This is a genomic window from Streptomyces sp. LN549 (genome assembly GCF_043203805.1).
Classification (GTDB): Bacteria; Actinomycetota; Actinomycetes; order Streptomycetales; family Streptomycetaceae; genus Streptomyces.
In genome coordinates this window covers 7,011,438-7,034,677 of sequence record NZ_JAZHRI010000002.1, presented here as the reverse complement: position 1 = coordinate 7,034,677, position 23,240 = coordinate 7,011,438, and the positions used below count along the sequence as shown (strand labels likewise).

Here is a 23,240-nt window from a genome sequence, read left to right as displayed (position 1 = left end):
ACCTGATGACGACCCCATACACGACGACGCACCCCCTGGACGGCCCGTCAGCCGTGTCCCGCCGAGTGGCGTACGTTCTGACCGGCGTACCGGGTGCGGGCAAGACGAGCGCCGTCAACAGCCTCCTCGCCCGCCACCCCCGACTCGCGCACTTCGGCGTCAAGAGCCAGGCATTGGCTTTGATCGCCGAGGGGCACCCCGAGGTGGTGGCGATGAGGCACCGGTTCGAGACCGGGGAACTCGCGGAGGATGCCGAGGTCCGGCGGCTGCTGGAGATTTCACTGCAGCGGTTGTCAGCCGGGCAGCGGCAGATCATCATCGAGGGATACCCGCGCAGCCCCCAGCAGTTCCACGACCTCGACGCCGTGTTGAAGGCGAGTTCCATCACGCTCGGCGGACTGATCGAGGTCGAGATCTCCGACGAACTGTCCCGTCTTCGCACCGCGACTCGTACCGCCTGCGAGGCATGCGGCCGCCCCTCCCCTCCCGTCCCCCACGGTGAGCTGTGCGGCGCGTGCGGGGCCACGATGCGCCGCCGTGCCGACGATGACGATCTGAGGGCCGGTATCCGGCTGCGCGACCACCGACTGTGCCAGGAGTCCATCCACGAGCTGTTCGAGCGCGACTCGGAGCTCTTCCGACTCGACGGCACTCGTGCGCCCGAGGCCATCGCGGACCAGATCGCCTCGGTCCTCGGCCTTCCGCCTGGTCCCGACACCGGTGTTGGCCCGGCGGGGCCAGAGAGCGAGGCGTGCTGATGGCGACGCGCCAGGTGGATGCCCTCTCACCGTTTGCCGGCCTGGAGTCACTGGCCTGGGGCGATCTGGACCAGGTGCGGGAGCGGTCCGACACGCTGTTCGATGCGCTCGTGCAGGACGACTGCCAACCCCTCCGGAAGCTGCTGGCCGCCCTGGCGGACACCCCAGGACTGCCCGAACTGTCCGGGCGGGTCGACTCCATGCGCAAACTGGTCGTCTGGCGGTCCCCGGCCGACGCGGTCAGGCTGCGGTTACACCTGTTCACCCCGGGCTACCAGGACCGCCCGCATGACCACCGCTTCGCCTTCGCGACCCGGATCCTCAGCGGCGCCTACGTCCACCGCGGCTACCGGCGGACCGTTCTGGACCCCGACGCCTCGTCGGCCGAGCGCACTGCCGAGAGCATCCGGGTCGAGCAGGAGGGAAGCGGCTACGTCATGGGGCCGGACGCGGTGCACTCACTCACCGCTTGCCGACCGACACTCACGTTGATGCTCCGTGGGCCGATCGTCAAAAGGAGCGCGACCATCGTCGAACAGGCCACCGGCGAGCACTTCCAGCTGCGCGGCGCGGCGGACGCGTCGTCGGCGCAGCCCGGCGCCGGTCGGCTGGAGCCTGTCGAACTGCTGGCGACGGTGGCCGAGATGTCTGCGGCTCTGCCGGGCAGCGGACGCCCGGGATCCCGGGGCGCAGCCTCGTGAGCCCTCGTGACCTCCCCCTTCCCGACGTGATCGTGGCTACCTGCTCGTCCTTCGAGTCGGCCTTTCCGGAAGCGGCTGAGCTGATCGTCGAGCGCCTGCGCGGCTCGGTCGGCAATGTCCGGCTTCAGCAGAGCATCGACGGGGTCTTCCCCGACGGCGAGCTCTGTGTGGACCTCGCTGACGATCCGACCGGTTGTCATGTTCTGCTGCTGCAGTGCGCCACGAACTTCGGCGCCGATCCCAACAGGGAGATGATGGCGCTCCTGGCGGCGGCCCGCTCCTACCGGGACCACGGCGCGGCCTACGTGGCCGCCTTCCTGCCGCACCTGGCCTACTCCCGGCAGGATCGGCACGTCCCCGCGCAACGAAGGCCGCTGATGGCAGCGCTGGTGTCGGATCTGGCCGGTGCGGCGGGGATCGAGGACGTGATCACCCTGAGGTCCGGGAACGCGGCGCTGCTGGACGCCTCGTTCGCCGGGGCACGGCTGACTCTCCTCCCGGTGGACGGCCTGGTGGACGATCTGCTGCGGCCGCTCGTGGGCGACGGCGCCGTCCTGGTGGCGCCGGACGCAGGCATCGAACCGGCGGTCAGTGCTCTGGCCAGGGCACACGGGGTGCCCGTGGTCGCGGCGGTCAAGAAACGCCTGGGCCCGGAGCATGTCTCCCTCGCGCTCTTCGACTCTACGGCGCTGGACACGGCGCGCACGGCGATCATCGTCGACGACCTCATCACCAGCGCCGGCACGCTGATGGCGACCGCGCAGGCAGTGCACGAGCGGTGCGAGAACGTGGCGGTGCACGCGGTCTCGACGCACCTGCGTCCCACCGTGTTCGGCAGCAAGCGGCTGCAGAAGTTGCTGTCCGGAGGGGATCTGCGCAGCCTGCGCGCCTCCGACGCCGCCGGGTCCAAACCGGAACTCGACAACCTGGCCGTGCTGCCCGCCCTGCCCTATGTCTTGGCCGACCTGGTGAACGCGTTTCTGCGGCTCGGCCGCCGGAACGCGCCGTCACCCCCCGCCGTAGCGGCCGGGGCCACGACTGCGACGGTCAGCCTGCTCGTCCCCCGCCCCACGCCCGTCCCCGTGCCACGACCGACCCTGTCCGCTTCGGTCATCTGCATGAACCTGGCAGATCTGCGCGCCCAGGTGCCGCAACTGGAGGACGCGGGCGTGCTACGCCTGCATGTCGACATCGCAGACCCGGGCTTCGGCGGGGAGTTCGGCCTTCCGGTACAGATCATCAGTGATCTGCGATCGGTGTCGGCCCTGCCGCTGGACGTGCACATCATGTACGCGAAGCCGGAGCGCCTGCTCAGGCATCCGGTGTTCCGCATGGCCGATCAGATCTCGGTCCACCAGCGGAGCGTCGACCGGGGCAGGCTGGCTGAGTTCCAGCGGGCGCTCCCGGACGGCGTGTCCCTGGGGCTGGTGATCAACGCAGACGAGCCGATCGACCAGGAATTGGTCGAACTGCTCGGCGTGAAAACCGTCACCGTGATGTCAGTCGTTCCCGGCGGCGCCGGTCGGCCCTTCCAGGAGGCCGCGCTGGATGGGATCGCCCTCGCGAGGCGACTGCGCGACCGCGGGATCCTGTCCGCGGTCGAGGCAGACGGTGCCGTGGACCAAGACACGGCCCCTCGGCTGGTGTCCGCCGGGGCGGACCGCCTGGTGATCGGCAGTCGGATGCTGCCCGGTCGCGAAGTCTCGCTTCCACGCATCCGAGCCCTCCACGACTCATTCGACAAGCGCTGACCAGGCGCTGACACTACGATGCGAGGAGCCCGCACCCGTGACCACCTACCCCGTCACCATCGGCGCCCTGACCCGTCGACTGCCGATCGTGGCGGTCTCCCCTGACGTCAGCATCGCCTTCCTCAAGCTCTACGGCGACGCGCCGCTGGTATCGGCGGCGGTCGCCCTCCTGGCCCAGCAGGTGTCCGACGAGGTCGACATCGTCCTGGGCCCCGAGGCGGGCGGGATACTACTTGCGCACTTGCTGGCCGAGAGGCTGGGGCTGCCCTACGTGGTGGCGCGCAAGAAGGCCCGCCCGAACATGGTGAAACCGCTGTCGGTCCCCGTACGGACCATCGGAACCAGTCAGGCCCAGGCGCTGTTCCTGGGTGAGGACGACTGCGGCAGCCTCCATGGAAAAAACGTGGCCGTCATCGACGAGGTGGTCAGCAGCGGGGGCACGTTGGACGCGGTGCGATCCCTGGTACACGCCGCCGGCGGCAGGGTCGTCCAGGCCCTTGCCGTCGCTACGGAGGGCGAGCCGCGCCCGGACGTGACGAGTCTGCTGCACCTGCCGCTGTTCACGACGGTGACCGCCACCCCATGAGGGCGGCGCACCCGATCGCCCAGCCCATGCCCAGCCCGTGGTCATCCTCTGACTGACACAACACCTACCCCGAGGACCGCATGTCGCGTCTGCACACCTCAGGGGCGGTCTCGCTGCTTCGGCTCCTGAAGAACCTGCCCCTTTCCCTCTTCGCGTTCTTGGTCACCGCTTTCGTCACACTGAACGCGCTTCCTGCCCTCTCGGCGATCGCCTCTCGGGACCTGATCACGCGCGCTCGCTCGGCCGGGACCCACCCCGGAGCGTGGCACGCGGTCGTGACCTCGGTGGCGGTGTTCGCCCTGGCGATGCTCGTCCAGCAGTTGGCGGTGCTCGCCATCGATCCGATCGCTCACGCGGCCAGCCGCCACATCGACGGACGTCTCCGCTACCAGGTCGCGGAGTTGGCCTTGTCGCCAACGCAGACCGTCCACCTGGACCGTGCGGACCTGATGGGGACCTTCGCCCTGGCATCCAGCGACATGCAGGGGTATACCCCGGGCCGGGCCGCCGTGTCCTACCTGGGCCAGCTCTGCCAACTCGCGGGGTGCTTGGCCTGCCTGGGGCTGCTCGCGCCCTCGCAGCCTTGGCTGGTGGTGGCCTGCCTGGTGGTCCTGCTGACTCGCCGCTGGTCGCAGAAGAGCATCTACGTGGACCTGAACTGGTTGGTCGTCCGCTCCGCGGCGCTGACCAGGCGGCACCGGTTCTGGGCGCAGTTCGCGAGCAGCGTGCAGAACGCCAAGGAGATCCGGGTCTTCGGCCTGGGCGACTGGGTCACCGACCACCACCGGACCGCCTTTCTGGCTCAGACCCAGCCGATCTGGGAGCAACGCCGCAGGAAGTTCTCCGAGAACTGGAGGTCCCTGCTGGCCGGGATCGTCGCCATGTTCCTGGGCCTGAGCGCGATCGCCTCAGGTTCGGCATCCCACGATCCGGGGACGGTCGCTCAGGACGTCAGCGCCCTGCTGGCCGCGATGTGGCTGGGCAGCCTGGGGTACGGAAGTTTCGACGTCGAACACGGGATGCCGATGGCGCAGGCGGCTGACCAACTGCGCCGTGAACGGAACCGCATCGGGGAGAGCTCCCCTGTCGTTCCCCCACCGCGCGATCGGACCAGGACGCCGCCCACCGTCCGGTTCCACGAGCTGTCCTTCAGCTACCCGGGCAGCGGGCAGCCAGTACTCAACGGGCTCGACCTTGAAGTCCGGGCGGGCGAAGTGCTCGCCATCGTCGGAGTCAACGGCGCCGGTAAGACCACGACGACGAAGCTGCTCACCCGCGCGCTGGCACCGGGTGCGGGGCGAATCACCGTCGGCGGCCAGGACCTCGCCGACCTACCCGCCGCGCACTGGCGAAGCCAGATCGCTGTGGTCACCCAGGAATTCCTCCGACTGGACCTCTCGGTGCGCCAGAACATCGAGATCGGTGCCCCTGAGCACGCGGGGGACGACGCCTTCTTCGAGCAGGTCGTAGACGACCTCGACTTGGACGACTTGGTCAGCAGCCTGCCGCAGTCCTGGGATACCCCGCTGTCGCGCAAGCTCTCCGGAGGGAGCGAGCTGTCCGGTGGCCAGTGGCAGCGCATAGCCCTGGCCCGAGCCGTATTCGCGCTTCGGGCCGGCCGAACCCTTCTCATCCTGGACGAGCCGACCGCTCACCTGGACGCCGAGGCCGAGGTCCGGATCTTCAACCGGCTGATCGCCGCTGCGCGGGGGGCCACCGTGATCCTCATCTCGCACCGGCTGGCGACCGTCAGGCTGGCCGACCGGATAGCGCTGCTCCAGGACGGCCGGATTCAGGAACTAGGCACTCATGAGGAACTCCTGACGGAGCGTCGAATCTACGCGGAGCTCTTTGAGTTGCAGTCTCGGCAGTTTGCCGCCGTGACCCCGGTGCAGGAGGGCAGGCAGTGAGTACCCGAACCAGACATTGGATGTTCCTGCTCCGCCTCAACTGGCGTACCAGTCCGCTGCGTTGCTGGCTGATAGTGGCGACCCTGGTCCTCGATGTGTTCGGCCAGCCGGCATTCGCACTGGCCCTGCGGAACTTCGCCGACGCGGTCGTCGCCGATCAGTACACCGCGGCCCTGCGCGACGCGGTCCTGGCAGCCGCCCTGTTCTCGCTGAGCACCCAGATGCCCGGGGTGCGGAACCTCCTGCGCCGCGACGTATGCGAACGCGCGGGCCTCATCCTGGACGGCGAAGTCCTGGGCATGGTCTCCGGCATTCCCACCGTTCACCACCTGGAGGACCCGCGCAGCCTGGATCGAATCGACGCGGTGGCGGGCAGGGGCGCCGAGCTCTCGAACGCCGTCTTCTCCGCGGCGGAGACCCTGGCCACCGCGATGGGCATCGGCTCGACCCTGCTCGTGCTTGCTACCGTGTCCCCGATCCTGCTGCCGACCGTGCTGCTCTGCCTGCCCACCCTCTGGCTCAACCGCATCGGACAAGCCCGCATCCGCAGCGCCCGCCTGCGCGCCGCGGAGGCCCAACGCACCGCTGACGACCTGCTCCAGGTCTTCTTCGATCCCACCGTGGCCACGGAACTGCGGGTGACCGGTGCTGGACCGATGATCCTGAACGCCTACCAGCGGCGCTGGCGCACCGCCTCCCGCACCGTCGGCAGCGGCATGTGGCGTGCCGGCGCACTGCTGGCGGTCGGCTGGCTGGTCTTCCTGGCTGGGTTCACCGTGGCGCTGGGGTTCACCGCTGTGCGCCTGAGCCACGGCAGCGCCTCGGTCGGGGATCTGATCATGCTGCTCACCGTCGCTCGCCAGCAGCAGGGAATGTTGCAGAACATCGTTGCTCAGGTGGCGCAGTTCATGGCGGGAATCCACATCGCCGACGCCTACTGGTGGCTACGTGGCGTCGCCGCGGAATCCGCGCCCTCGGCGACCCTGCCGGTACCAGCTGCGCTCAGCCACGGAATCGAGCTCGACCGGGTCTCGTTCAGCTACCCCGGTACCAAGGTGCCGGTGCTGCGCGACATATCCGCCAAACTGCCCGCAGGCTCCCTGGTGGCACTTGTGGGTTCGCACGGCTCCGGCAAGACCTCGCTCATCAAACTCCTGACCGGGATGTACGCACCGACGAGCGGCCGGCTCACCGTCGAGCACGGCTCCCTCCAGGAGCTCGACGCGGCTGCCTGGCGCGCGCGCCTCACCTGCGGCTTCCAGGACTTCGTCCATTACCCCACGCTCGCCCACGAGGCCGTCGGCGTGGGTGACCTGCCCGCTGTCGACGACCTCCCGGAGGTTCGCCGCGCGGTGGCCCAAGGCGGCGCGACCCGCGTTGTCGAGCGTCTGGACGATGGGCTGATGACGCAGCTCGACCCGGTCTTCGGTGGCGTTGAGCTCTCCGGCGGGCAGTGGCAGAAGCTCGCCCTCGCTCGGACCTGCATGCGTCGCTCTCCGCTGCTGGTCGTGCTCGACGAACCCACTGCGGCGCTGGACGCGCGCAGCGAGTACGAGGTCTTCCAACGCCAGGTCCAGTTGGCCCGGGAGCTGGCCCGACGCAGTGGGACGATCACCATCATCGTTTCCCACCGCTATTCCACGGTGCGGATGGCCGACAAGATTCTCGTCCTGTCCCACGGATCCGTCATCGAGGACGGCGACCACCAGCGGCTGATGGCGCTGGGCGGCGAGTACGCGCGGCTGTATGCGATGCAGGAGGAGGCCTACGCCTGAGCCACGTCCATCGCCTTGCGCGAGGGTGTCGCCATCGGAGCTGGACGGGAAGGTCGGCCTCACGGTCTCCCACGCCTGCTGCACCACCCGTGCTTCGCGGGGTCGGTGGTGCGCAGTTCATTGACCAGGCCGGCGACCAGGGGGCGGCCGGGCCGAACCGGCCGGCGCCGCCGTCGACGCCGGACTCACTACACAGCGCTACCACCGATTATGGGACAGAGCCGTTCGCTGGACAGACCCGACTCGTTTCACGGTTCTCGTTCGGCTCGACGGGCGTAACGCGGCCGTCGTCACCGCGTGGCCGTCGGCGATGTCCGTCAAAGCGGATCAAACCCAGTTGCACTCGGCTTGATGACAGATCAGGGAATGGCTGCTGGTGCAGTGCTCCACCAGATATGACGGAGTGATACATGGTTGACCGGTTGCCTAATGTCGCGGTATTGTCGCGTTATGATCGTGACGGGCGTCAGGAAGTTCCTCGTGAGGCGCATATTCGTCGACTTCGCTCGATGCGACGCGGGGCTTTGTCCCCTCTACATTTAAGTTGCGCATTCCACCTCGCGGTGCTGGCGTGGCGGCCCCCCGAGCGCTTCGGACGTTCCTCCGGCGTTTCTCCGCACTGTTCCCCTCTTCTTAATCTGTGCCGCCCGCGCGGGCTGTCCACGTCTGCCTGGGTCCCGGCCGTCTCCACGTCATTCATCCCGCCCTCAACGGCTGCGCCGCACGGCTGTCCCGGCGCTCACGACCCTGGGCTGGAGAATTTGAACGACGCTACTCAGTAAAATCCCGTCGTTGATGTGCACTTGATGGTTGTCATGCAGCAGCCAGTTTGGGATTCCCATCGATTTTCCATGCCATTGGTCGCCGATTATCTCAGGGCGTGGCTTCGGAGAGCGGCCGTTGATGCAGAAAGGATGCCCCGTCCATATTATGAATATGTGTGGCGGAAACCCAAAGACGGTTGTATTGCAGGAGTTATTCACTCGATCATTACCCGATGTCATCGCGTTCTCCGTGATGGGGCGGAATCTCCTTTCCTTCACCGACCTGGCCGAGACCTTCGAACAGATCGACAAGCACCATGAGCTGACGGCTGCTCAGGCCCAACAAGCGCAGCTGCACCAGGGCCAAGGCCATGTCAGGGGGTGCCGGTGACCGGCCCTGGACACGGCTGGCGCGAAGAGCCCGTCAACTGGCCCCAGTTGGACTGGCAGGTGGGCTGGCGGGTTGATCAGCCGCCCTCCCTGCACCGGACGGACTCCCATGTCTACAACCTGGTCACCGGCGTGGCCGCCACGGGCAGCACCCGCGACCAGGTGCGTGCGGCGGTTCGCGCACTCATCACCCGGCATGAGGCACTGCGCACCCTCCTCGTCCCCGGTGACGGACCACGAGACGTGCAGTGGGTGGCGCCCGCGCCGACGTCACCGGCCGACCTGGAACCGCTGCTCGAGTTCACCCCGGCCGACGAAGGCGCTCAGAGGTTCCGCTCGCTGCGCCGCACTGACTTCGACGTCGAGCGGCAGTGGCCTCTGAAAGTGCTTGTCGCGGAGGACCGGGGTGCCGTCACCGAAATCGGTGTCGTCGCCGACCATGCCGCCGTCGACGGCTGGGGCATTGAGATACTACGGAACGACCTCGCCCGGTTCCTGACCGCCGCCTGGCGCGGGCACGCCCCGGAGGAGGCTTTCGGAGCGACCGAACTACCCATGCAGCCAAGGGATGTTGCCCGGTGGGAACGGTCCTCGGCGGGACACGCCCACCTGGAGCGGGCCCTCGCCGTTTGGCGCGATCAGCTGTCCGGCCTGCGGGCAGCTGATGTACCCCACGTGGGTACCCCGGCCCGAGCCGGGGACCCGCCACCGACGTACCGGTCCTGCGTCATGGGCTCGACCCGGCTCTTGCAGGCCGCCGACCGGGGCTCCGCGGCTTTACGTGTGCCTGTCTCCACGCTCTTCCTCACCGCCCTGGGCCATGCCCTGTGCGACGTGGCCGGTGCCGTCCGAGTGGGCCTGCAGGCGCACTTCACCAACCGGCTGAGCCCCGCCCACCGGCGTTCAGTCAGCACTCTCTTCCTGCGCGGACCTATGACTGTCGAGCGGACGCCGGGGGTGAACCTGGCCGACGCCGCGCGCGCCCTGTACCCGATACAACTGCGCGGGGCGATAGCCGCGAACGTGGACCGGCTGCGCGTGGAGGAGCTCAAGCAGGAAATCTACGCCGGCACGCAGGCTTCCGTGCTGACCGGCGCCTGGCTGAACTACCAGGATCTCAGCGCCACGCGGGACGGCGGAGGACCGCCGGCACTGCTCGGGCCCCTTCCGGCGCGGCCGCCCGCAGACGATCGCATCCGTACCGAGGGTCTGAAGCGACGCGGCCGGCCCTTCGTCCTGAAGGTCGACCGGTTCCCCGACCAGATCAGCCTCCACCTGCTGTGGCAGGAAGGTGTGGTGCCAGCCGACTTTGCCGAAGCGGTCCTTGGCTCGCTCACCGAGCAGGTCCTGAACCTTGCCCCATCACTTTGAACCACCACTCGCAGCGCAACACCACGCAGTCAACACACATCATGAGAGAAGAGCTGACATGGGCAATCTTTTCGACGTCGCACAGCACTTGGTCGATCTCGCGGCCGCGCAGCAGCATCAGGTGATCGACGACCTCGGTGTCGACGTCACCGGCATAGAGGGCGCCAGCGGAGCCCGCGCGGTCTCGTCCCTTGGCGTCACCATGGGCGTCGATCAACTCGTACTGCAACCGGGAAGCGCGTTTCCGCCCCACATCCACGAGGGCGACCATCTGCTGTATGTGCTGTCGGGGGCTGGTTCGGTGCACATAGACGGCGTGGACCACCTGTTGCGTGCGGGGCAGTCCGTGTTCATCCCGGCGGTCTACGAGCACGGCCTGCGCGGCCCGCAGGAGGGCGGACCACTAAAGATCATCTCGTTCAGTACGCCTCACCATCCCGTCGACTCCGCCCAGCGCATGACTGTGATCCGCACGGAACAGGAGTGAGCACCGTGCCGTAGGCAGTGCCCCTGTCTGGCCCCGATTTCCAGGCAACCGGCTCAAGCAAGCTCCATGGCTCGCGGGCTGGTCAGAAGTGCTGGCGGCTTGCCGATGCCGGTGGTCAGCCGACGGCGGCAGTGGGTGTGGGTCAGACGTGGGGCGGCGGATTTGTCCGGCTTGCCGTTGCCCGCATCGGCGATGATCGCGTGTTTCCGCACCACCACCTCCTCGACCTGCGCATCGGTGATGGTGCGCGGCACCCCGGGGCGCGGCTCGTCGGACAGGCCGTCGAGCCGCTCGGCCAGGAACCGGGTCCGCCACCGGCGCACCGTCGTGCGGTCGGTCGCCAGCCGGGCCGCCACCGCGGTATTGCTCAGCCCGTCCGCGCAGGCGAGCACGATCGCGGCCCGCTTGGCCAGGCCCTGCGCCGCCGACCGGCGCCGGGCCCAGTTCCGCAAGATCGACCGCTCATCCCCGGACAGCACGAGCGGCTCCAGCCTGGTGTCCCCCATGCCTTCAGGACACCGCCACCAGCCACCTCGCGACTGGCAAACGCTCGAATCCGAAACGGAAGGCGACTCACGAGGCGAGACCAGAACTCAAGACCGGGACACTAGCGGCGCTCGTTCGCCACACGCTCGCAAGGACAGAAGAACCCCGCACCTGGTACCAGGTGCGGGGTTCTTCATTGTCGTAGGATGCGCAGCTCCGCTCCGGGAACAGATCGGGTGCGATCAGTCGCAGGCGCATCTTCCGCCCCGTCGAGCGCGAGTGCCCCGCTCCCCGCGAGATGCAGGGGCAGGGCGCTCGTTCACGTCAGGTCAAAGAACCGACAAGGTGGCGAAGCACGTACTGCAGGATGCCGCCGTTGCGGTAGTAGTCCGCCTCACCGGGGGTATCGATGCGGACGACGCCGTCGAACTCCACGCCGGTGTCGGTGGTGACCTTGACCGTGCGCGGGGTCGTGCCGTCGTTCAGCTCGGTCACGCCGGTGAAGGAGAAGGTCTCCTCGCCGGTCAGGCCCAGGGACTCGGCGGTGTGGCCCTCTGGGAACTGGAGCGGGAGGACGCCCATGCCGATGAGGTTCGAGCGGTGGATGCGCTCGTAGGACTCGGCGATGACGGCCTTGACGCCCAGGAGCGCGGTGCCCTTGGCCGCCCAGTCGCGGGACGAGCCGGAGCCGTACTCCTTGCCCGCCAGGATGACGAGCGGGGTGCCGGCGGCCTGGTAGTTCTGCGAGGCGTCGTAGATGAACGACACCGGGCCGTCAGCCTGCGTGAAGTCGCGGGTGAAGCCGCCCTCGGTGCCCGGCGCGATCTGGTTGCGCAGGCGGATGTTGGCGAACGTGCCGCGGATCATGACCTCGTGGTTACCACGGCGCGAGCCGTAGGAGTTGAAGTCACGGCGCTCGATGCCGTGCTCCGTGAGGTACTTGCCGGCCGGGGTGTCGGCCTTGATCGCACCGGCCGGGGAGATGTGGTCGGTGGTGACCGAGTCGCCCAGCTTGGCGAGGACGCGGGCGCCCGTGATGTCGGAGACCGGGGTGGTCTCCATCGTCATGCCCTCGAAGTAAGGGGGCTTACGGACGTAGGTGGACTCGGAGTCCCACTCGAAGGTGTTACCGGTGGGGATCGAGAGCGCCTGCCACTGGGCATCGCCCGCGAAGACGTCCTGGTAGGACTTGTTGAACATGTCCTCGCCGATGGAGTTGGCGACGACGTCGTTCACCTCGGCCTCGGTCGGCCAGATGTCGGCCAGGTGGACGGGCTTGCCGTCCTGGTCGACGCCGAGGGCGTCCTTGGTGATGTCGACCTTCATCGAACCGGCGATGGCGTACGCGACGACCAGCGGCGGGGACGCCAGGTAGTTCATCTTGACGTCGGGGTTGATCCGGCCCTCGAAGTTGCGGTTGCCGGAGAGCACCGAGGTCACGGCCAGGTCGTGCTCGTTGACCGCCTTGGAGACCTCTTCCGGCAGCGGGCCGGAGTTGCCGATGCAGGTGGTGCAGCCGTAGCCGACGAGGTTGAAGCCGACCTTGTCGAGGTACGGGGTCAGGCCCGCCTTGTCGAAGTAGTCGGTGACGACCTTCGAGCCCGGGGCGAGGGTGGTCTTGACCCACGGCTTGCGGGTCAGGCCCTTCTCGACCGCCTTCTTCGCCACGAGCGCCGCGGCGACCATGACGTACGGGTTCGAGGTGTTGGTGCAGGAGGTGATCGCGGCGACGGTGACGGCGCCGTGGTCCAGCTCGTACGTGGTGCCGTCGGGGGCGGTCACGGTGACCGGGTTCGACGGAACGCCGTTGTGGCTGGCCGGCGAGTCGGAGGCCGGGAAGGACTCCTTGCCCGCCTCCTCGTCGTCCGAGACGTAGTTGCGCACGTCCTGGGCGAACTGCGCCTTGGCGTTCGCGAGGACGATGCGGTCCTGCGGGCGCTTCGGGCCGGCGATGGAGGGGACGACCGTGGAGAGGTCGAGCTCCAGCTTCTCGGAGAAGTCGGGCTCGGCGGCCGGGTCGAGCCAGAGGCCCTGCTCCTTGGCGTACGCCTCGACGAGCGCGACCTGCTGGGCGTCGCGGCCGGTCAGACGGAGGTACTTCAGCGTCTCGTCGTCGATCGGGAAGATCGCGGCGGTGGAGCCGAACTCCGGCGACATGTTGCCGATGGTGGCGCGGTTCGCGAGGGAGGTGGCGGCGACGCCCTCACCGTAGAACTCGACGAACTTGCCGACGACGCCGTGCTTGCGGAGCATCTCGGTGATGGTCAGCACGAGGTCGGTGGCGGTGGTGCCGGCCGGGAGCTCGCCGGTCAGCTTGAAGCCGACGACGCGCGGGATGAGCATGGAGACCGGCTGGCCGAGCATCGCGGCCTCGGCCTCGATGCCGCCGACGCCCCAGCCCAGCACACCCAGGCCGTTGACCATGGTGGTGTGCGAGTCGGTGCCGACGAGGGTGTCGGGGTACGCCTGGCCACCCCGGACCATGACCGTACGCGCCAGGTGCTCGATATTGACCTGGTGGACGATGCCGGTGCCCGGGGGGACGACCTTGAACTCGTCGAAGGCAGTCTGGCCCCAGCGCAGGAACTGGTAGCGCTCCTTGTTGCGGCCGTACTCCAGCTCGACGTTCTGGGCGAACGCGTCGTTGGTGCCGAACTTGTCGGCGATGACGGAGTGGTCGATGACCAGCTCGGCCGGGGCGAGGGGGTTGATCTTCGCCGGGTCGCCGCCGAGCTCCTTGACGGCCTCACGCATGGTGGCGAGGTCCACGACACACGGCACACCGGTGAAGTCCTGCATGATCACGCGGGCCGGCGTGAACTGGATCTCCTGGCTGGGCTGGGCCTGGGAGTCCCAGCCGCCGAGCGCCCGGATGTGGTCGGCGGTGATGTTCGCGCCGTCCTCCGTGCGGAGCAGGTTCTCCAGCAGCACCTTCAGGCTGTAAGGGAGGCGCGCGGAGCCCTCGACCTTGTCCAGCTTGAAGATCTCGTACGACTCGTCGCCCACGCGCAGCGTGCTGCGGGCGTCGAAGCTGTTCGCCGACACGACAGTCTCCTTCATCAATGTGCGCGTAACTCCGCGCCGCGCCTCACTACGGCGGGCGCCGCGTGGTGCCGCCTTCGGCGAACCGACCGTCCGCTAAGGTAAGGATTAGTTAGGTAACCCTTACCGTGCGACGGCCCGCTGTGCGCCTTCGGCATATATCTCGATGTCGAGATAACTCTAGTACATCGCCGTGGAAGGGTCATGTCCGGCCGCCCCTGATGACTCGCAGCGAAGCTCGAGCGTGGTCACCGAAAGTTGCCGGACTCCGACGGTGGGGGAACCTGCACGTGCGTAAAGCGATCGTGTGCGCGCGTTCGGCCTCGACTTCTTCGATGCCGACCGGCGCCGGCGTAGCGCATGAGGTGCCAGGTGGAGCGTCCGGACGCGAGACGCAGCTCCGGTGCGGCAGTCCGGCTGGAACAAGGGCGATCGTAGCTTCCCCGGCGGCGGCCGGCCCGCTACCGGCATCTGCGGTGCGTTGGCGGGGCGGGGCGGCGATGCTCGTGCGCTTTGCCGAGGTCTCCCAGCAGCCGGGTCCGCTGCGGGCGGCGGCGTCGGCTACGGTCCCGGCCGGCCCGCCGCCCGGTTTCGGGGCACTGAAACCGTCGTGAAACCGTGGTGAATGCGCCCTGCCGCAATCTCCTCGGCATGACGACAACGACTTCGCACTCCCTCGCCATCGCGGCCAAGGGGCTACGCAAGGCCTACGGGGACAAGACGGTCCTCGACGGCATCGACCTCGCGGTGCCGGCCGGTACGGTCTTCGCGCTGCTCGGCCCGAACGGCGCCGGCAAGACCACCGCCGTCAAGATCCTCTCCACCCTCGTCACCGCCGACGCCGGCCAGATCCACGTCGGCGGCCACGACCTGGCCGCCGACCCGCAGGCCGTGCGCGCCGCGATCGGCGTCACCGGGCAGTTCTCCGCCGTCGACGGGCTGATCACCGGCGAGGAGAACATGCTCCTCATGGCGGACCTCCACCACCTGCCCAAGGACGAGGGGCGACGCGCAGCCGCCGAACTCCTCGAACGCTTCGACCTGGTGGAGGCCGCGAAGAAGCCCGTCTCCACCTACTCCGGCGGCATGAAGCGCCGCCTCGACATCGCCATGACCCTGGTCGGCAACCCGCGGATCATCTTCCTCGACGAACCGACCACCGGACTCGACCCCCGCTCACGGCACAACATGTGGCAGATCATCCGCGAGCTCGTCTCCGACGGCGTCACCGTCTTCCTCACCACCCAGTACCTGGAGGAGGCCGACGAGCTCGCCGACCGCATCGCGGTGCTGAACGACGGCAAGCTCGCCGCCGAGGGAAGTGCCGAGGAGCTGAAGCGGCTCGTCCCCGGCGGGCATGTGCGGCTGCGGTTCACCGACCCGGAGGCGTACCGGACAGCCGCCGTCGCCCTGCGCGACGCGGCCCGGGACGACGAGGCCCTGTCGCTGCAGATCCCCAGCGGCGGCACCCAGCGCGAGCTGCGCGCCATTCTCGACTGGCTGGACTCCGCCGGCATCGAGGCCGACGAGCTGACCGTGCACACTCCCGACCTCGACGACGTGTTCTTCGCCCTGACCAGCGCCACCCTGCCGAGCCAGACCGACCAGTCCAAGGAGACAGTCCGATGAGTACCCTCTCCCTCGCCGTCCGCGACTCGTCCACCATGCTGCGCCGCAACCTCCTGCACGCCCGGCGCTACCCGTCCATGACCCTGAACCTGCTGCTCACGCCGATCATGATGCTGCTGCTCTTCGTCTACATCTTCGGCGACGTGATGAGCGCGGGTATCGGCGGCTCGGACCGCTCCGACTACATCGACTACATCGTCCCGGGCATTCTGATGATGACCATCGGGAGCACCGTGATCGGGGCTGCGGTCTCCGTCTCCACCGACATGTCCGAGGGCCTCGTCGCCCGCTTCCGCACGATGGCGGTCTACCGCGGCTCGGTGATCGTCGGGCACGTCGTCGGCAGTGTGCTTCAGGTGCTCGCCAGCCTGCTCCTCGTCGGAGCGGTCGCCGTGGCCATCGGTTTCCGGTCCACGGACGCCACGGCCCTGGAGTGGCTCGCGGCGTTCGGGCTGCTCGCGCTGTTCGCCACGGCGCTCACCTGGATCGCGGTCGGGATGGGCATGGCCAGCCCGAACGCCGAAGCGGCGAGCAACATGGCCATGCCGCTGATCCTGCTCCCGCTCATCTCCAGCGCCTTCATCCCGGCCGACACGATGCCGGGCTGGTTCCGGCCGATCGCCGAGTACCAGCCGTTCACCCCGGCCATCGAGACCCTGCGCGGTCTGCTGCTCGGCACCGGGATCGGCAACAACTGGTGGATCGCGATCGCCTGGTGCGTCGCGCTGATCGCCCTCGGCTACCGCTGGTCGATGGCTCAGTTCAACCGCGACCCGAAGTGAGTGCGCGAGCTGCCTCCCGCAGCTCGTCACGCTCCAGGGCGGCATACTCCGACACCGCGTCGGCGTACGCCGCCCGGTCGGCGTTCTCGGCCGCCTGCCGGGCCCGGTCCGCCGACATCGTCGGCTGGAAGTCACGCATCGCCCTCAGCCGTTCGGCCAGTGCGAGCATCCGTACAGCAGTGGCGACGTCGTCGTCGGAGGCGAGCCCCGCCAGGCCGAGGGCGTGCAGCACCGTCCCGAACACCGGGAGCTGCCAGGGCGAACCGGGCGGGCCGGAGAGCAGGGTCCGCAGCCCCTTCCACAGCCGGTCGAGCGGCTCCGCGACCAGTTCGAGACGGCCGGCGTGTGCGTGCGCCGTCACCGCCGCCGACTGGAGGTGCAGCGCCGACGGATCGATCCACAGGTCGTCGCCCTGCATCGAGCCGGCCTCGGCCATCGACTCCACGGCGCCCCGCCACAGGCCGAGGCCGACCTCCGTCAGCCCGCGTGCGAGCGCGATCTCGGCCCGTCCGGCGAGGTCGGGCCGGTAGAAGGAGTCCTGCTGCGGGGGGCTGTCGCGCTCCGCCTGCCGCAGCCAGTACTCGGCCTCATCGGGATTGCCGCGCTGCAGGCAGGCGAGGACGAGGCTCGTGCGGATGAAGAGGTAGTCGTGCCCGTCGCCGAGGCGCGGCACCACCTCCAGCGTCGCCTTGAGGTGCTCGTACGCCTCCTCGCCCCGCCCCGTCCGCAGGCACAGCTCGCTGAGCCGGGAGTGCCCCATGAGCTGCATGGACGGATTCCCGACCGGCGCCAGTTCGGCGAGTATCCGGCGGGCCGAGGCGAGCGCGCGGTCGATGTCGTGCTCGTACTCCCAGACATAGGTGGCGATGGACTCGGCGACGCCTGCGACCAGCGGCTGCTCGCTGTCGCAGAGCGTCCGCAGCACGTCGTGGTCGGGAGGCAGCATCTCGGGGATCGCGCTCAGCACCGCCCCGATGGCGCGAAGCAGCGTGTCCGGTGGGGCCGTCGGCAGCCGCCGGAGGGTGACGAGCTGGCGCACGGCGACCGGGCCGTAGCCCATGAACAGGCCCGCCGTGCACATCACCGCAGCGGCACGGGCGACTTCGACGTACGCGGGTTCGGGGTGGTAGTGCGAAAGGGGCGGGCCGGTGTCCGCGGCCAGGGCGGCCAGGCGGGGGAAGGTGGAGTCGGTGGCCCACAGAGCGCCGAGGACGGCGGTGAGGGCGGCGAGGGCGGGGGCGTCCGTGCGGGCCAGGGCGTGCCGCAGGGCAAGGACGAGGTTGTCCTGCTCGGGCCTGATCCGCTCCCAGGCGGCCCGCGGTTCCGGGCCGAAGAACCAGTCGTGGTACCTGACCCCGAAGTCCCTTGCCCAGGTGAGGAACTGACCGATGGCCGCCTCGTCCTCACCCGCCTCCCCGCGCCGGGCTGCGCTGAACTCCCGTACGGTCTCCAGCATCCGGAACCGCACGCCGGCCGGGGTGTCGGCAACGGTGAGCAGCGACTGATCGGTCAACTGCTCCAGCAGGAACAGCGCGTCGTCGCCGAGGAAGTGCTCCGCCGCCTCACCGGAGAAGCCGCCGGGGAGGACGGACAGCGTGCGCAGCGCCGCCCGGGCGTCCTCCGCGAGCAGGTTCCAGCTCCAGTCGACGACCGCGTGCAGAGTGCGGTGGCGCTCCGGGGTGTCCCGGGAGCCACCGCGAAGGAGCGCGAACCTGTCTCCGAGGCGGCGGGCGATCTCCGGCACCGAGAGCACCCGCACCCGCGCCGCGGCCAGTTCCACGGCGAGCGGCAGCCCTTCGAGGTTGCGGCACAGCTCGGCCACCGCGTCCGGCGGCAGCTCCACGCCGGGCCGGGCGGCCCTGGCCCGCTGCGTGAACAGCTCGACCGAGGTGTCGGAGCCGAGTTCCGGCAGCGCGTACACCGCCTCCGATGTGAGGCCCAGAGGAGCCCGGCTGGTGGCGAGGACCCGCAGGTCCTTCGAGGAGGAGACCAGGGTCCGTACGAGATCGGCGGCGCCCCGGACCACCTGCTCGCAGTTGTCCAGGACGAGGAGCGCGGGCCCGAAGCCGAGCACACCGAGGATGCCGGACGCCGGATCGGCCGCGGCCTGGCCGCTCTTGGCGCCCGCGCCGAGTGCGGAGGCCACCTCCGCGGCCACGTCCGCGTCCGCGGTGACGCCGGCGAGCGGCACGAAGTACACCACGCGCTGTTCGGCCCGGCGGCTGACGGCGTGCGAGAGCCGCGTCTTGCCGAGGCCGCCGGGGCCGGCCACGGTGACGGCGCGGGAGGTACGCAGCAGGCGCTGCACCGCCGCGATGTCGTCGTCCCGGCCGAGGAGGGGATTCGGCTCGTGCGGTACGCCGTGTCTGACCACAGGCGCCTCGCCGCGCAGCAACTCGTGCTGTACGGCCTTGAGTCCGGCGCCCGGATCCGTGCCGAGCTCGTCGCGGAGCTCACCGCGGTACGCCTCGTACCGCGTCAGCGCGGCGGACGGGCCTGCCGTCGCCGCCTCGCCGCGGAGCAGCTCGGCGAGCACCTCCTCGTCGCGCGGGTGCTCGGCGGAGGCCGCGGCCAGCGGCCCGGCCGCCTCCGCGTGCCGCCCGAGACGGGCGAGCGCGAGCGCCTGCGCGCGCACGAGCGTGCCGCGGACGGGGGCGCGCTCGGCACGCAACGCGGCCACGGGGTCGTCGGTGGGGCCCGCCCCGTCGGGCGTGCCCGCCCACAGCGCGAGCCCGGCCTCGGCCGCGGCGAGCGATCCCGCGTGGTCCCCGGCCCTGGCCCGGTCCGCGCTCGCGGCGGCGTGCAGCAGCAGGGCGGAGGCGTCGACCTGGTCCTCGGCGAGGGCGAGCCGGTAGCCGGTCGGCGTGCTGGTGATGACGTCGGCGCCCAGCAGCGACCGCGCCCTGGACACGAGGACCTGCACCGCCTTTCCCGGCCGCTCCGGCAACTCGTCCGGCCACAGACCTTCCACGAGCCGCGGGCTGCTGCAGCCCGTGTGCAAGTCGCCCGCGAGCAGGGCGAGAAGACCGCGGAGCCTGGGTGCGGTGAGCTCCTGTCCCCGATAGGCGACACGCGGCAGCAGGGTCAGGTCGGTGGTCACCCGTGCAGGTTAGCCAAGGCCCGGCCTCCGGAACTCCCCACGGACCGAACTCCCGCTGCGCAAGCGGCCCGGCAGATCGACAGATCGGCAGATCGCATTCCTGTGGGGAGTCGGGAAGTCGTACCTATGCGGAGGTCCGCCGACGGACCAGCTCTTTGCTCTCCGCCGGCAGCGCGTCGGCGGCCAGCAGTCGCGGCAGCAGTTCGGCGTCGAGGGTCATGGCCCGGAAGGCGAGGGCAACGGTCACGTCGTGATCGGGCCGGTGCACGATCTCGACCGGGTCGCCGCCCCGGATGTCACCGGGCTCGATCACCCGCAGATACGCACCGGGCCGGGCAGCCTGTGTGAACCTCTTGATCCAGCCCTCACGTTGCAGCCAGCCCTGGAACGTCGCGCACGGGATCCGCGGACACGACACCTCCAGGACCACGTCCGGCCCGATCCGCCAACGCTCGCCGATCAGGGCGCCGTTGACGTCCAGCACCAGGGTCGTGAGGTTCTCCCCGAAGGCTCCGTTCGCGAGCGTCCTGTCCAGCTCGGCCTCCCAGCCGTCGAGATCCTCGCGGGCGTACGCGTAGACGGCCTGGTCGAAGCCGCCGTGATGCTGCACGTCGTAGACCCGGTCACCGGCGAGGCCGACCGCACCGGAGCCCTTGGGGCCGGGGTCGGCAACGGCGACCGGTCCGACGACGGGGCGCTTGTCGATCCCGGTCGCGCTCAGCCCCTTCCAGGGATTGGGGCGAGGCCGGCCGACATTGACGGAGAGCACCTTCATGCCGAGGACGATACGATCCGCCCCGCGCTCCGTCGACACATTTCCGGGCCGTACCGAGAAGCACCGGGATGAAGCCCTCGCCACCTCCCAGCCGGATGCCGATGGACGCACTCCGCGTGCCGAACCGATGCGGCGGGCGGATCCTGGGGGTGGGCAGCGCGTCCGTGCCGAGCCGCGCCCTCCTCCCGCAACCCTGCACTCACCCGTCACTCGAATGCCACACCCCCACATCAGCTCCATCTCATATCTGAGATAGCCTTTCGGCATGTCAGATGACTACCTCGTACGTATCGGCAAGCTCATCCGTGACGCCCGTCAGCACCGGGGCTGGACACAGAGCCAGCTCGCCGAGGCGCTCGCCACCAGCCAGAGCGCCGTGAACCGCATCGAGCGCGGCAATCAAAACATCAGCCTTGAGATGATTGCGCGCATCGGTGAAGCGCTCGACAGCGAAATCGTGTCGCTCGGCTACGCCGGACCCATGCACCTGCGCGTGGTCGGCGGGCGTCGGCTCTCCGGGGCCATCGACGTCAAGACCAGCAAGAACGCGTGCGTGGCGCTGCTCTGCGCCTCGCTGCTCAACAAGGGCCGTACGGTGCTGCGCCGGGTGGCCAGGATCGAGGAGGTCTACCGCCTCCTGGAGGTGCTGAACTCCATCGGGGTGCGCGCCCGCTGGATCAACGACGGCACCGATCTGGAGATCGTCCCGCCGGCCCGGCTCGACATGGACGCCATCGACGCGGACGCCGCCCGCCGGACCCGGTCGATCATCATGTTCCTCGGGCCGCTGCTGCACCGTATGGACCGGTTCAAGCTGCCGTACGCCGGCGGCTGCGACCTCGGTACGCGGACCATCGAGCCGCACATGATCGCGCTGCGCCGCTTCGGCCTGGAGATCGCCGCGACCGAGGGCATCTACCACGCCCAGGTCGACCACTCCGTCACCCCCGGCCGCCCCATCGTGCTGACCGAGCGCGGCGACACCGTGACCGAGAACGCGCTGCTGGCCGCCGCCCGGCACGACGGCACCACCGTCATCCGCAACGCGTCCTCCAACTACATGGTCCAGGACCTCTGCTTCTTCCTGGAGGCGCTGGGCGTACGGGTGGACGGCGTCGGCACGACGACGCTGACCGTGCACGGCGTGCCGACCATCGACGTGGACGTCGACTACTCCCCCTCCGAGGACCCGGTCGAGGCGATGAGCCTGCTGGCCGCCGCCGTCGTGACGGAGTCGGAGCTGACGATCCGCCGGGTGCCGATCGAGTTCCTGGAGATCGAGCTCGCGGTCCTGGAGGAGATGGGCGTCGACTGCGCCCGCACGACGGAGTACGCCGCCGACAACGGGCGCACCCGCCTGGTCGACCTGACGGTCCGGCCCTCCAAACTGGAGGCGCCCATCGACAAGATCCACCCGATGCCGTTCCCGGGCCTCAACATCGACAACGTGCCGTTCTTCGCGGCCATCGCCGCCTCGGCCCACGGTCAGACCCTCATCCACGACTGGGTCTACGACAACCGCGCGATCTACCTCACCGACCTCAACCGCCTCGGTGGCCGCCTCCAGCTCCTGGACCCGCACCGGGTCCTGGTCGAGGGCCCGACCCGGTGGCGCGCGGCGGAAATGATGTGCCCGCCGGCCCTGCGGCCGGCGGTGGTGGTGCTCCTCGCGATGATGGCGGCCGAGGGGACCTCCGTACTGCGCAACGTCTATGTGATCAACCGCGGTTACGAGGAACTGGCGGAGCGGCTGAATTCGGTGGGGGCGCAGATCGAGATCTTCCGGGACATCTGACCGGTGTAGTGTCGTGCCCCTTGACGGAAAGGGGCACGACACCTCAATGTGCCAGCTGACCTGCGGATACCTACCTTCTCAGCCATTCACTGATCGCTGTTGCTTTTCAGTACCTTGTGCAACGCACGTGCAAGATGATCTTGAATGGCTGACGGGACGTCGGGAAAACCTGAGTAACCGTCAGCCTTCACGGAGGGTTGTCGCCGAAGTGACCTCGCAGCATCCAATGTCGGTCGGGTCACGCCGACCGCGTCTGGGCGACGAGGTGAACCGCCCTCTGTCCGACGTATCCGGCCTCGCGACGCAGTCTGGGGTCCGAGGACGGTGGCACGCTCGGCGATCCCGGTGGCGCTCCGTTGCTCTCGGACGGGCGGGGACCAGTTTCTGCCAGGCCCGCTTGGGCAGCTTCTTGGCCAGGGCGTCGCCTCGGAACTTCTCGCCGCGGGTGAGTACTTCGTCGGTCCGGGCGACGGTAAGCACGTAGCCGCAGCCCCGCTCCTCCAGTGCGGCTCGCAGCTTCGGGTTGCCGACATAGATCTCATCACCGGCCACCCACTGGGCCCAGTGGCCCCCGTCCAAGAATCGGCCGATCATGCGGGCCGCCCCAGCTCCGGTTTGGTGGCAAACGCGCCCGGCGGCCTGGCAGTGGTCGGCCCGGAAGCCCATGAGCGCGGAACGTATAACCCCCGGTCGACCGCGGCGACCCGCTTAGACGAGACCGACGGCGACCTGGGCGTTCTCGATTCTGCCCGCGGTCCCGGTGCACTGGCGCTGGACGCCGACCGTGATGGTGCCCTTATTCACGTCGCCGGTCTCCTCGACCACCAGCACCACCCGGTCGTCGTGCAGGTGCTCTACCACGTACCCGCTCACGTCGTCGCGGACCGCATCGGCGTCCCACTTGGCTCGGCTGAGCGGGTGCTGCATCCCGCCAGGGGTAGCGTCCCCAACTCATTCGGCGATGGTCCAGCAGTTCTTGCGCGGCAGGTCGGACAGGAGGCCGAGCACCGGGCGTAGGGCCCGACGCCTGGGCTCGATTCGCTTGAAGCGGCACGTGATTCGAGTCATGAGGCCCGCGAAGGACTCCTGCCAGCGGGCGGGGTCCACGCTGGGCGCCGAGCCTCGCGCTTGATCATCG

The 23,240-nt window shown here is 69.2% G+C and carries 14 protein-coding genes and 2 pseudogenes; 11 read left to right on the top strand and 5 right to left on the bottom strand.

Annotation, left to right across the window (positions count from 1 at the left end; all coding sequences use genetic code 11):
* Positions 1 to 5 precede the first annotated feature (5 nt).
* The 8 genes from SH922_RS31525 to SH922_RS31490 all read left to right on the top strand — a co-directional run bounded on the left by SH922_RS31525 (position 6) and on the right by SH922_RS31490 (position 10,493).
* Positions 6 to 758: a nucleoside monophosphate kinase gene (locus tag SH922_RS31525; protein ID WP_393061822.1), complete on the top strand. Its 753-nt coding sequence runs from the start codon at positions 6 to 8 to the stop codon at positions 756 to 758.
* Positions 758 to 1,459, top strand: coding sequence for a hypothetical protein (locus tag SH922_RS31520; protein WP_393061820.1), 702 nt, complete (start codon positions 758 to 760; stop codon positions 1,457 to 1,459). The genes SH922_RS31525 and SH922_RS31520 overlap by 1 nt, the downstream gene beginning before the upstream one ends.
* On the top strand, positions 1,456 to 3,210 hold the full coding sequence (locus SH922_RS31515) for a ribose-phosphate pyrophosphokinase-like domain-containing protein (RefSeq protein ID WP_393061818.1): 1,755 nt from the start codon (positions 1,456 to 1,458) through the stop codon (positions 3,208 to 3,210). Before SH922_RS31520 ends, SH922_RS31515 begins: the two co-directional genes overlap by 4 nt.
* A 37-nt stretch (positions 3,211 to 3,247) precedes the next feature.
* Positions 3,248 to 3,796, top strand: coding sequence for a phosphoribosyltransferase family protein (locus SH922_RS31510; protein WP_393061816.1), 549 nt, complete (start codon positions 3,248 to 3,250; stop codon positions 3,794 to 3,796).
* An 80-nt stretch (positions 3,797 to 3,876) separates the two neighbouring features.
* Positions 3,877 to 5,706, top strand: a complete 1,830-nt coding sequence (locus SH922_RS31505; RefSeq protein ID WP_393061814.1) for an ATP-binding cassette domain-containing protein — start codon at positions 3,877 to 3,879, stop codon at positions 5,704 to 5,706.
* Positions 5,703 to 7,481, top strand: coding sequence for an ABC transporter ATP-binding protein (locus SH922_RS31500; protein ID WP_393061812.1), 1,779 nt, complete (start codon positions 5,703 to 5,705; stop codon positions 7,479 to 7,481). Before SH922_RS31505 ends, SH922_RS31500 begins: the two co-directional genes overlap by 4 nt.
* A 1,151-nt stretch (positions 7,482 to 8,632) precedes the next feature.
* A complete protein-coding gene (locus SH922_RS31495; RefSeq protein ID WP_393061810.1) occupies positions 8,633 to 10,006 on the top strand; it encodes a condensation domain-containing protein in 1,374 nt (457 codons plus the stop codon).
* Positions 10,007 to 10,064: 58 nt separating this feature from the next.
* On the top strand, positions 10,065 to 10,493 hold the full coding sequence (locus SH922_RS31490; RefSeq protein ID WP_393061808.1) for a cupin domain-containing protein: 429 nt from the start codon (positions 10,065 to 10,067) through the stop codon (positions 10,491 to 10,493).
* Between the two features lie 212 nt (positions 10,494 to 10,705).
* On the opposite strand, the pseudogene SH922_RS31485 reads toward SH922_RS31490, so the two are convergent.
* Positions 10,706 to 10,999, bottom strand: a pseudogene (locus SH922_RS31485) (helix-turn-helix domain-containing protein); the annotation flags it as partial.
* A 304-nt stretch (positions 11,000 to 11,303) separates the two neighbouring features.
* The gene (gene acnA, locus SH922_RS31480) at positions 11,304 to 14,024 is read right to left on the bottom strand and encodes an aconitate hydratase AcnA (RefSeq protein WP_393061806.1); all 2,721 of its coding nucleotides are present in this window, start codon (positions 14,022 to 14,024) and stop codon (positions 11,304 to 11,306) included.
* 648 nt (positions 14,025 to 14,672) lie between these two features.
* Between acnA and SH922_RS31475 the strand changes: the two genes are divergently transcribed.
* Both SH922_RS31475 and SH922_RS31470 read left to right on the top strand, forming a co-directional pair.
* Positions 14,673 to 15,650, top strand: a complete 978-nt coding sequence (locus SH922_RS31475; RefSeq protein WP_393061804.1) for an ATP-binding cassette domain-containing protein — start codon at positions 14,673 to 14,675, stop codon at positions 15,648 to 15,650.
* Entirely contained in the window at positions 15,647 to 16,432 is a 786-nt protein-coding gene (locus tag SH922_RS31470) for an ABC transporter permease (RefSeq protein WP_393061802.1), read from the top strand. Before SH922_RS31475 ends, SH922_RS31470 begins: the two co-directional genes overlap by 4 nt.
* On the opposite strand, the gene SH922_RS31465 is transcribed toward SH922_RS31470, so the two are convergent.
* Together SH922_RS31465 and SH922_RS31460 are read right to left on the bottom strand one after the other, a co-directional pair.
* Complete coding sequence (locus SH922_RS31465) at positions 16,413 to 19,532, bottom strand: ATP-binding protein (protein ID WP_393061800.1); 3,120 nt, start codon at positions 19,530 to 19,532, stop codon at positions 16,413 to 16,415. The two genes, SH922_RS31470 and SH922_RS31465, sit on opposite strands and share 20 nt — an antisense overlap.
* 124 nt (positions 19,533 to 19,656) lie before the next feature.
* The gene (locus tag SH922_RS31460; RefSeq protein WP_393061798.1) at positions 19,657 to 20,307 is read right to left on the bottom strand and encodes an MOSC domain-containing protein; all 651 of its coding nucleotides are present in this window, start codon (positions 20,305 to 20,307) and stop codon (positions 19,657 to 19,659) included.
* A gap of 265 nt (positions 20,308 to 20,572) precedes the next feature.
* On the opposite strand from SH922_RS31460, the gene SH922_RS31455 reads away from it, so the two are divergent.
* Positions 20,573 to 22,102, top strand: coding sequence for a UDP-N-acetylglucosamine 1-carboxyvinyltransferase (locus tag SH922_RS31455; RefSeq protein ID WP_285571514.1), 1,530 nt, complete (start codon positions 20,573 to 20,575; stop codon positions 22,100 to 22,102).
* 378 nt (positions 22,103 to 22,480) lie between these two features.
* On the opposite strand, the pseudogene SH922_RS31450 reads toward SH922_RS31455, so the two are convergent.
* Positions 22,481 to 23,170: pseudogene (locus SH922_RS31450) on the bottom strand (IS701 family transposase); the annotation flags it as partial.
* Between the last annotated feature and the right edge of the window lie 70 nt (positions 23,171 to 23,240).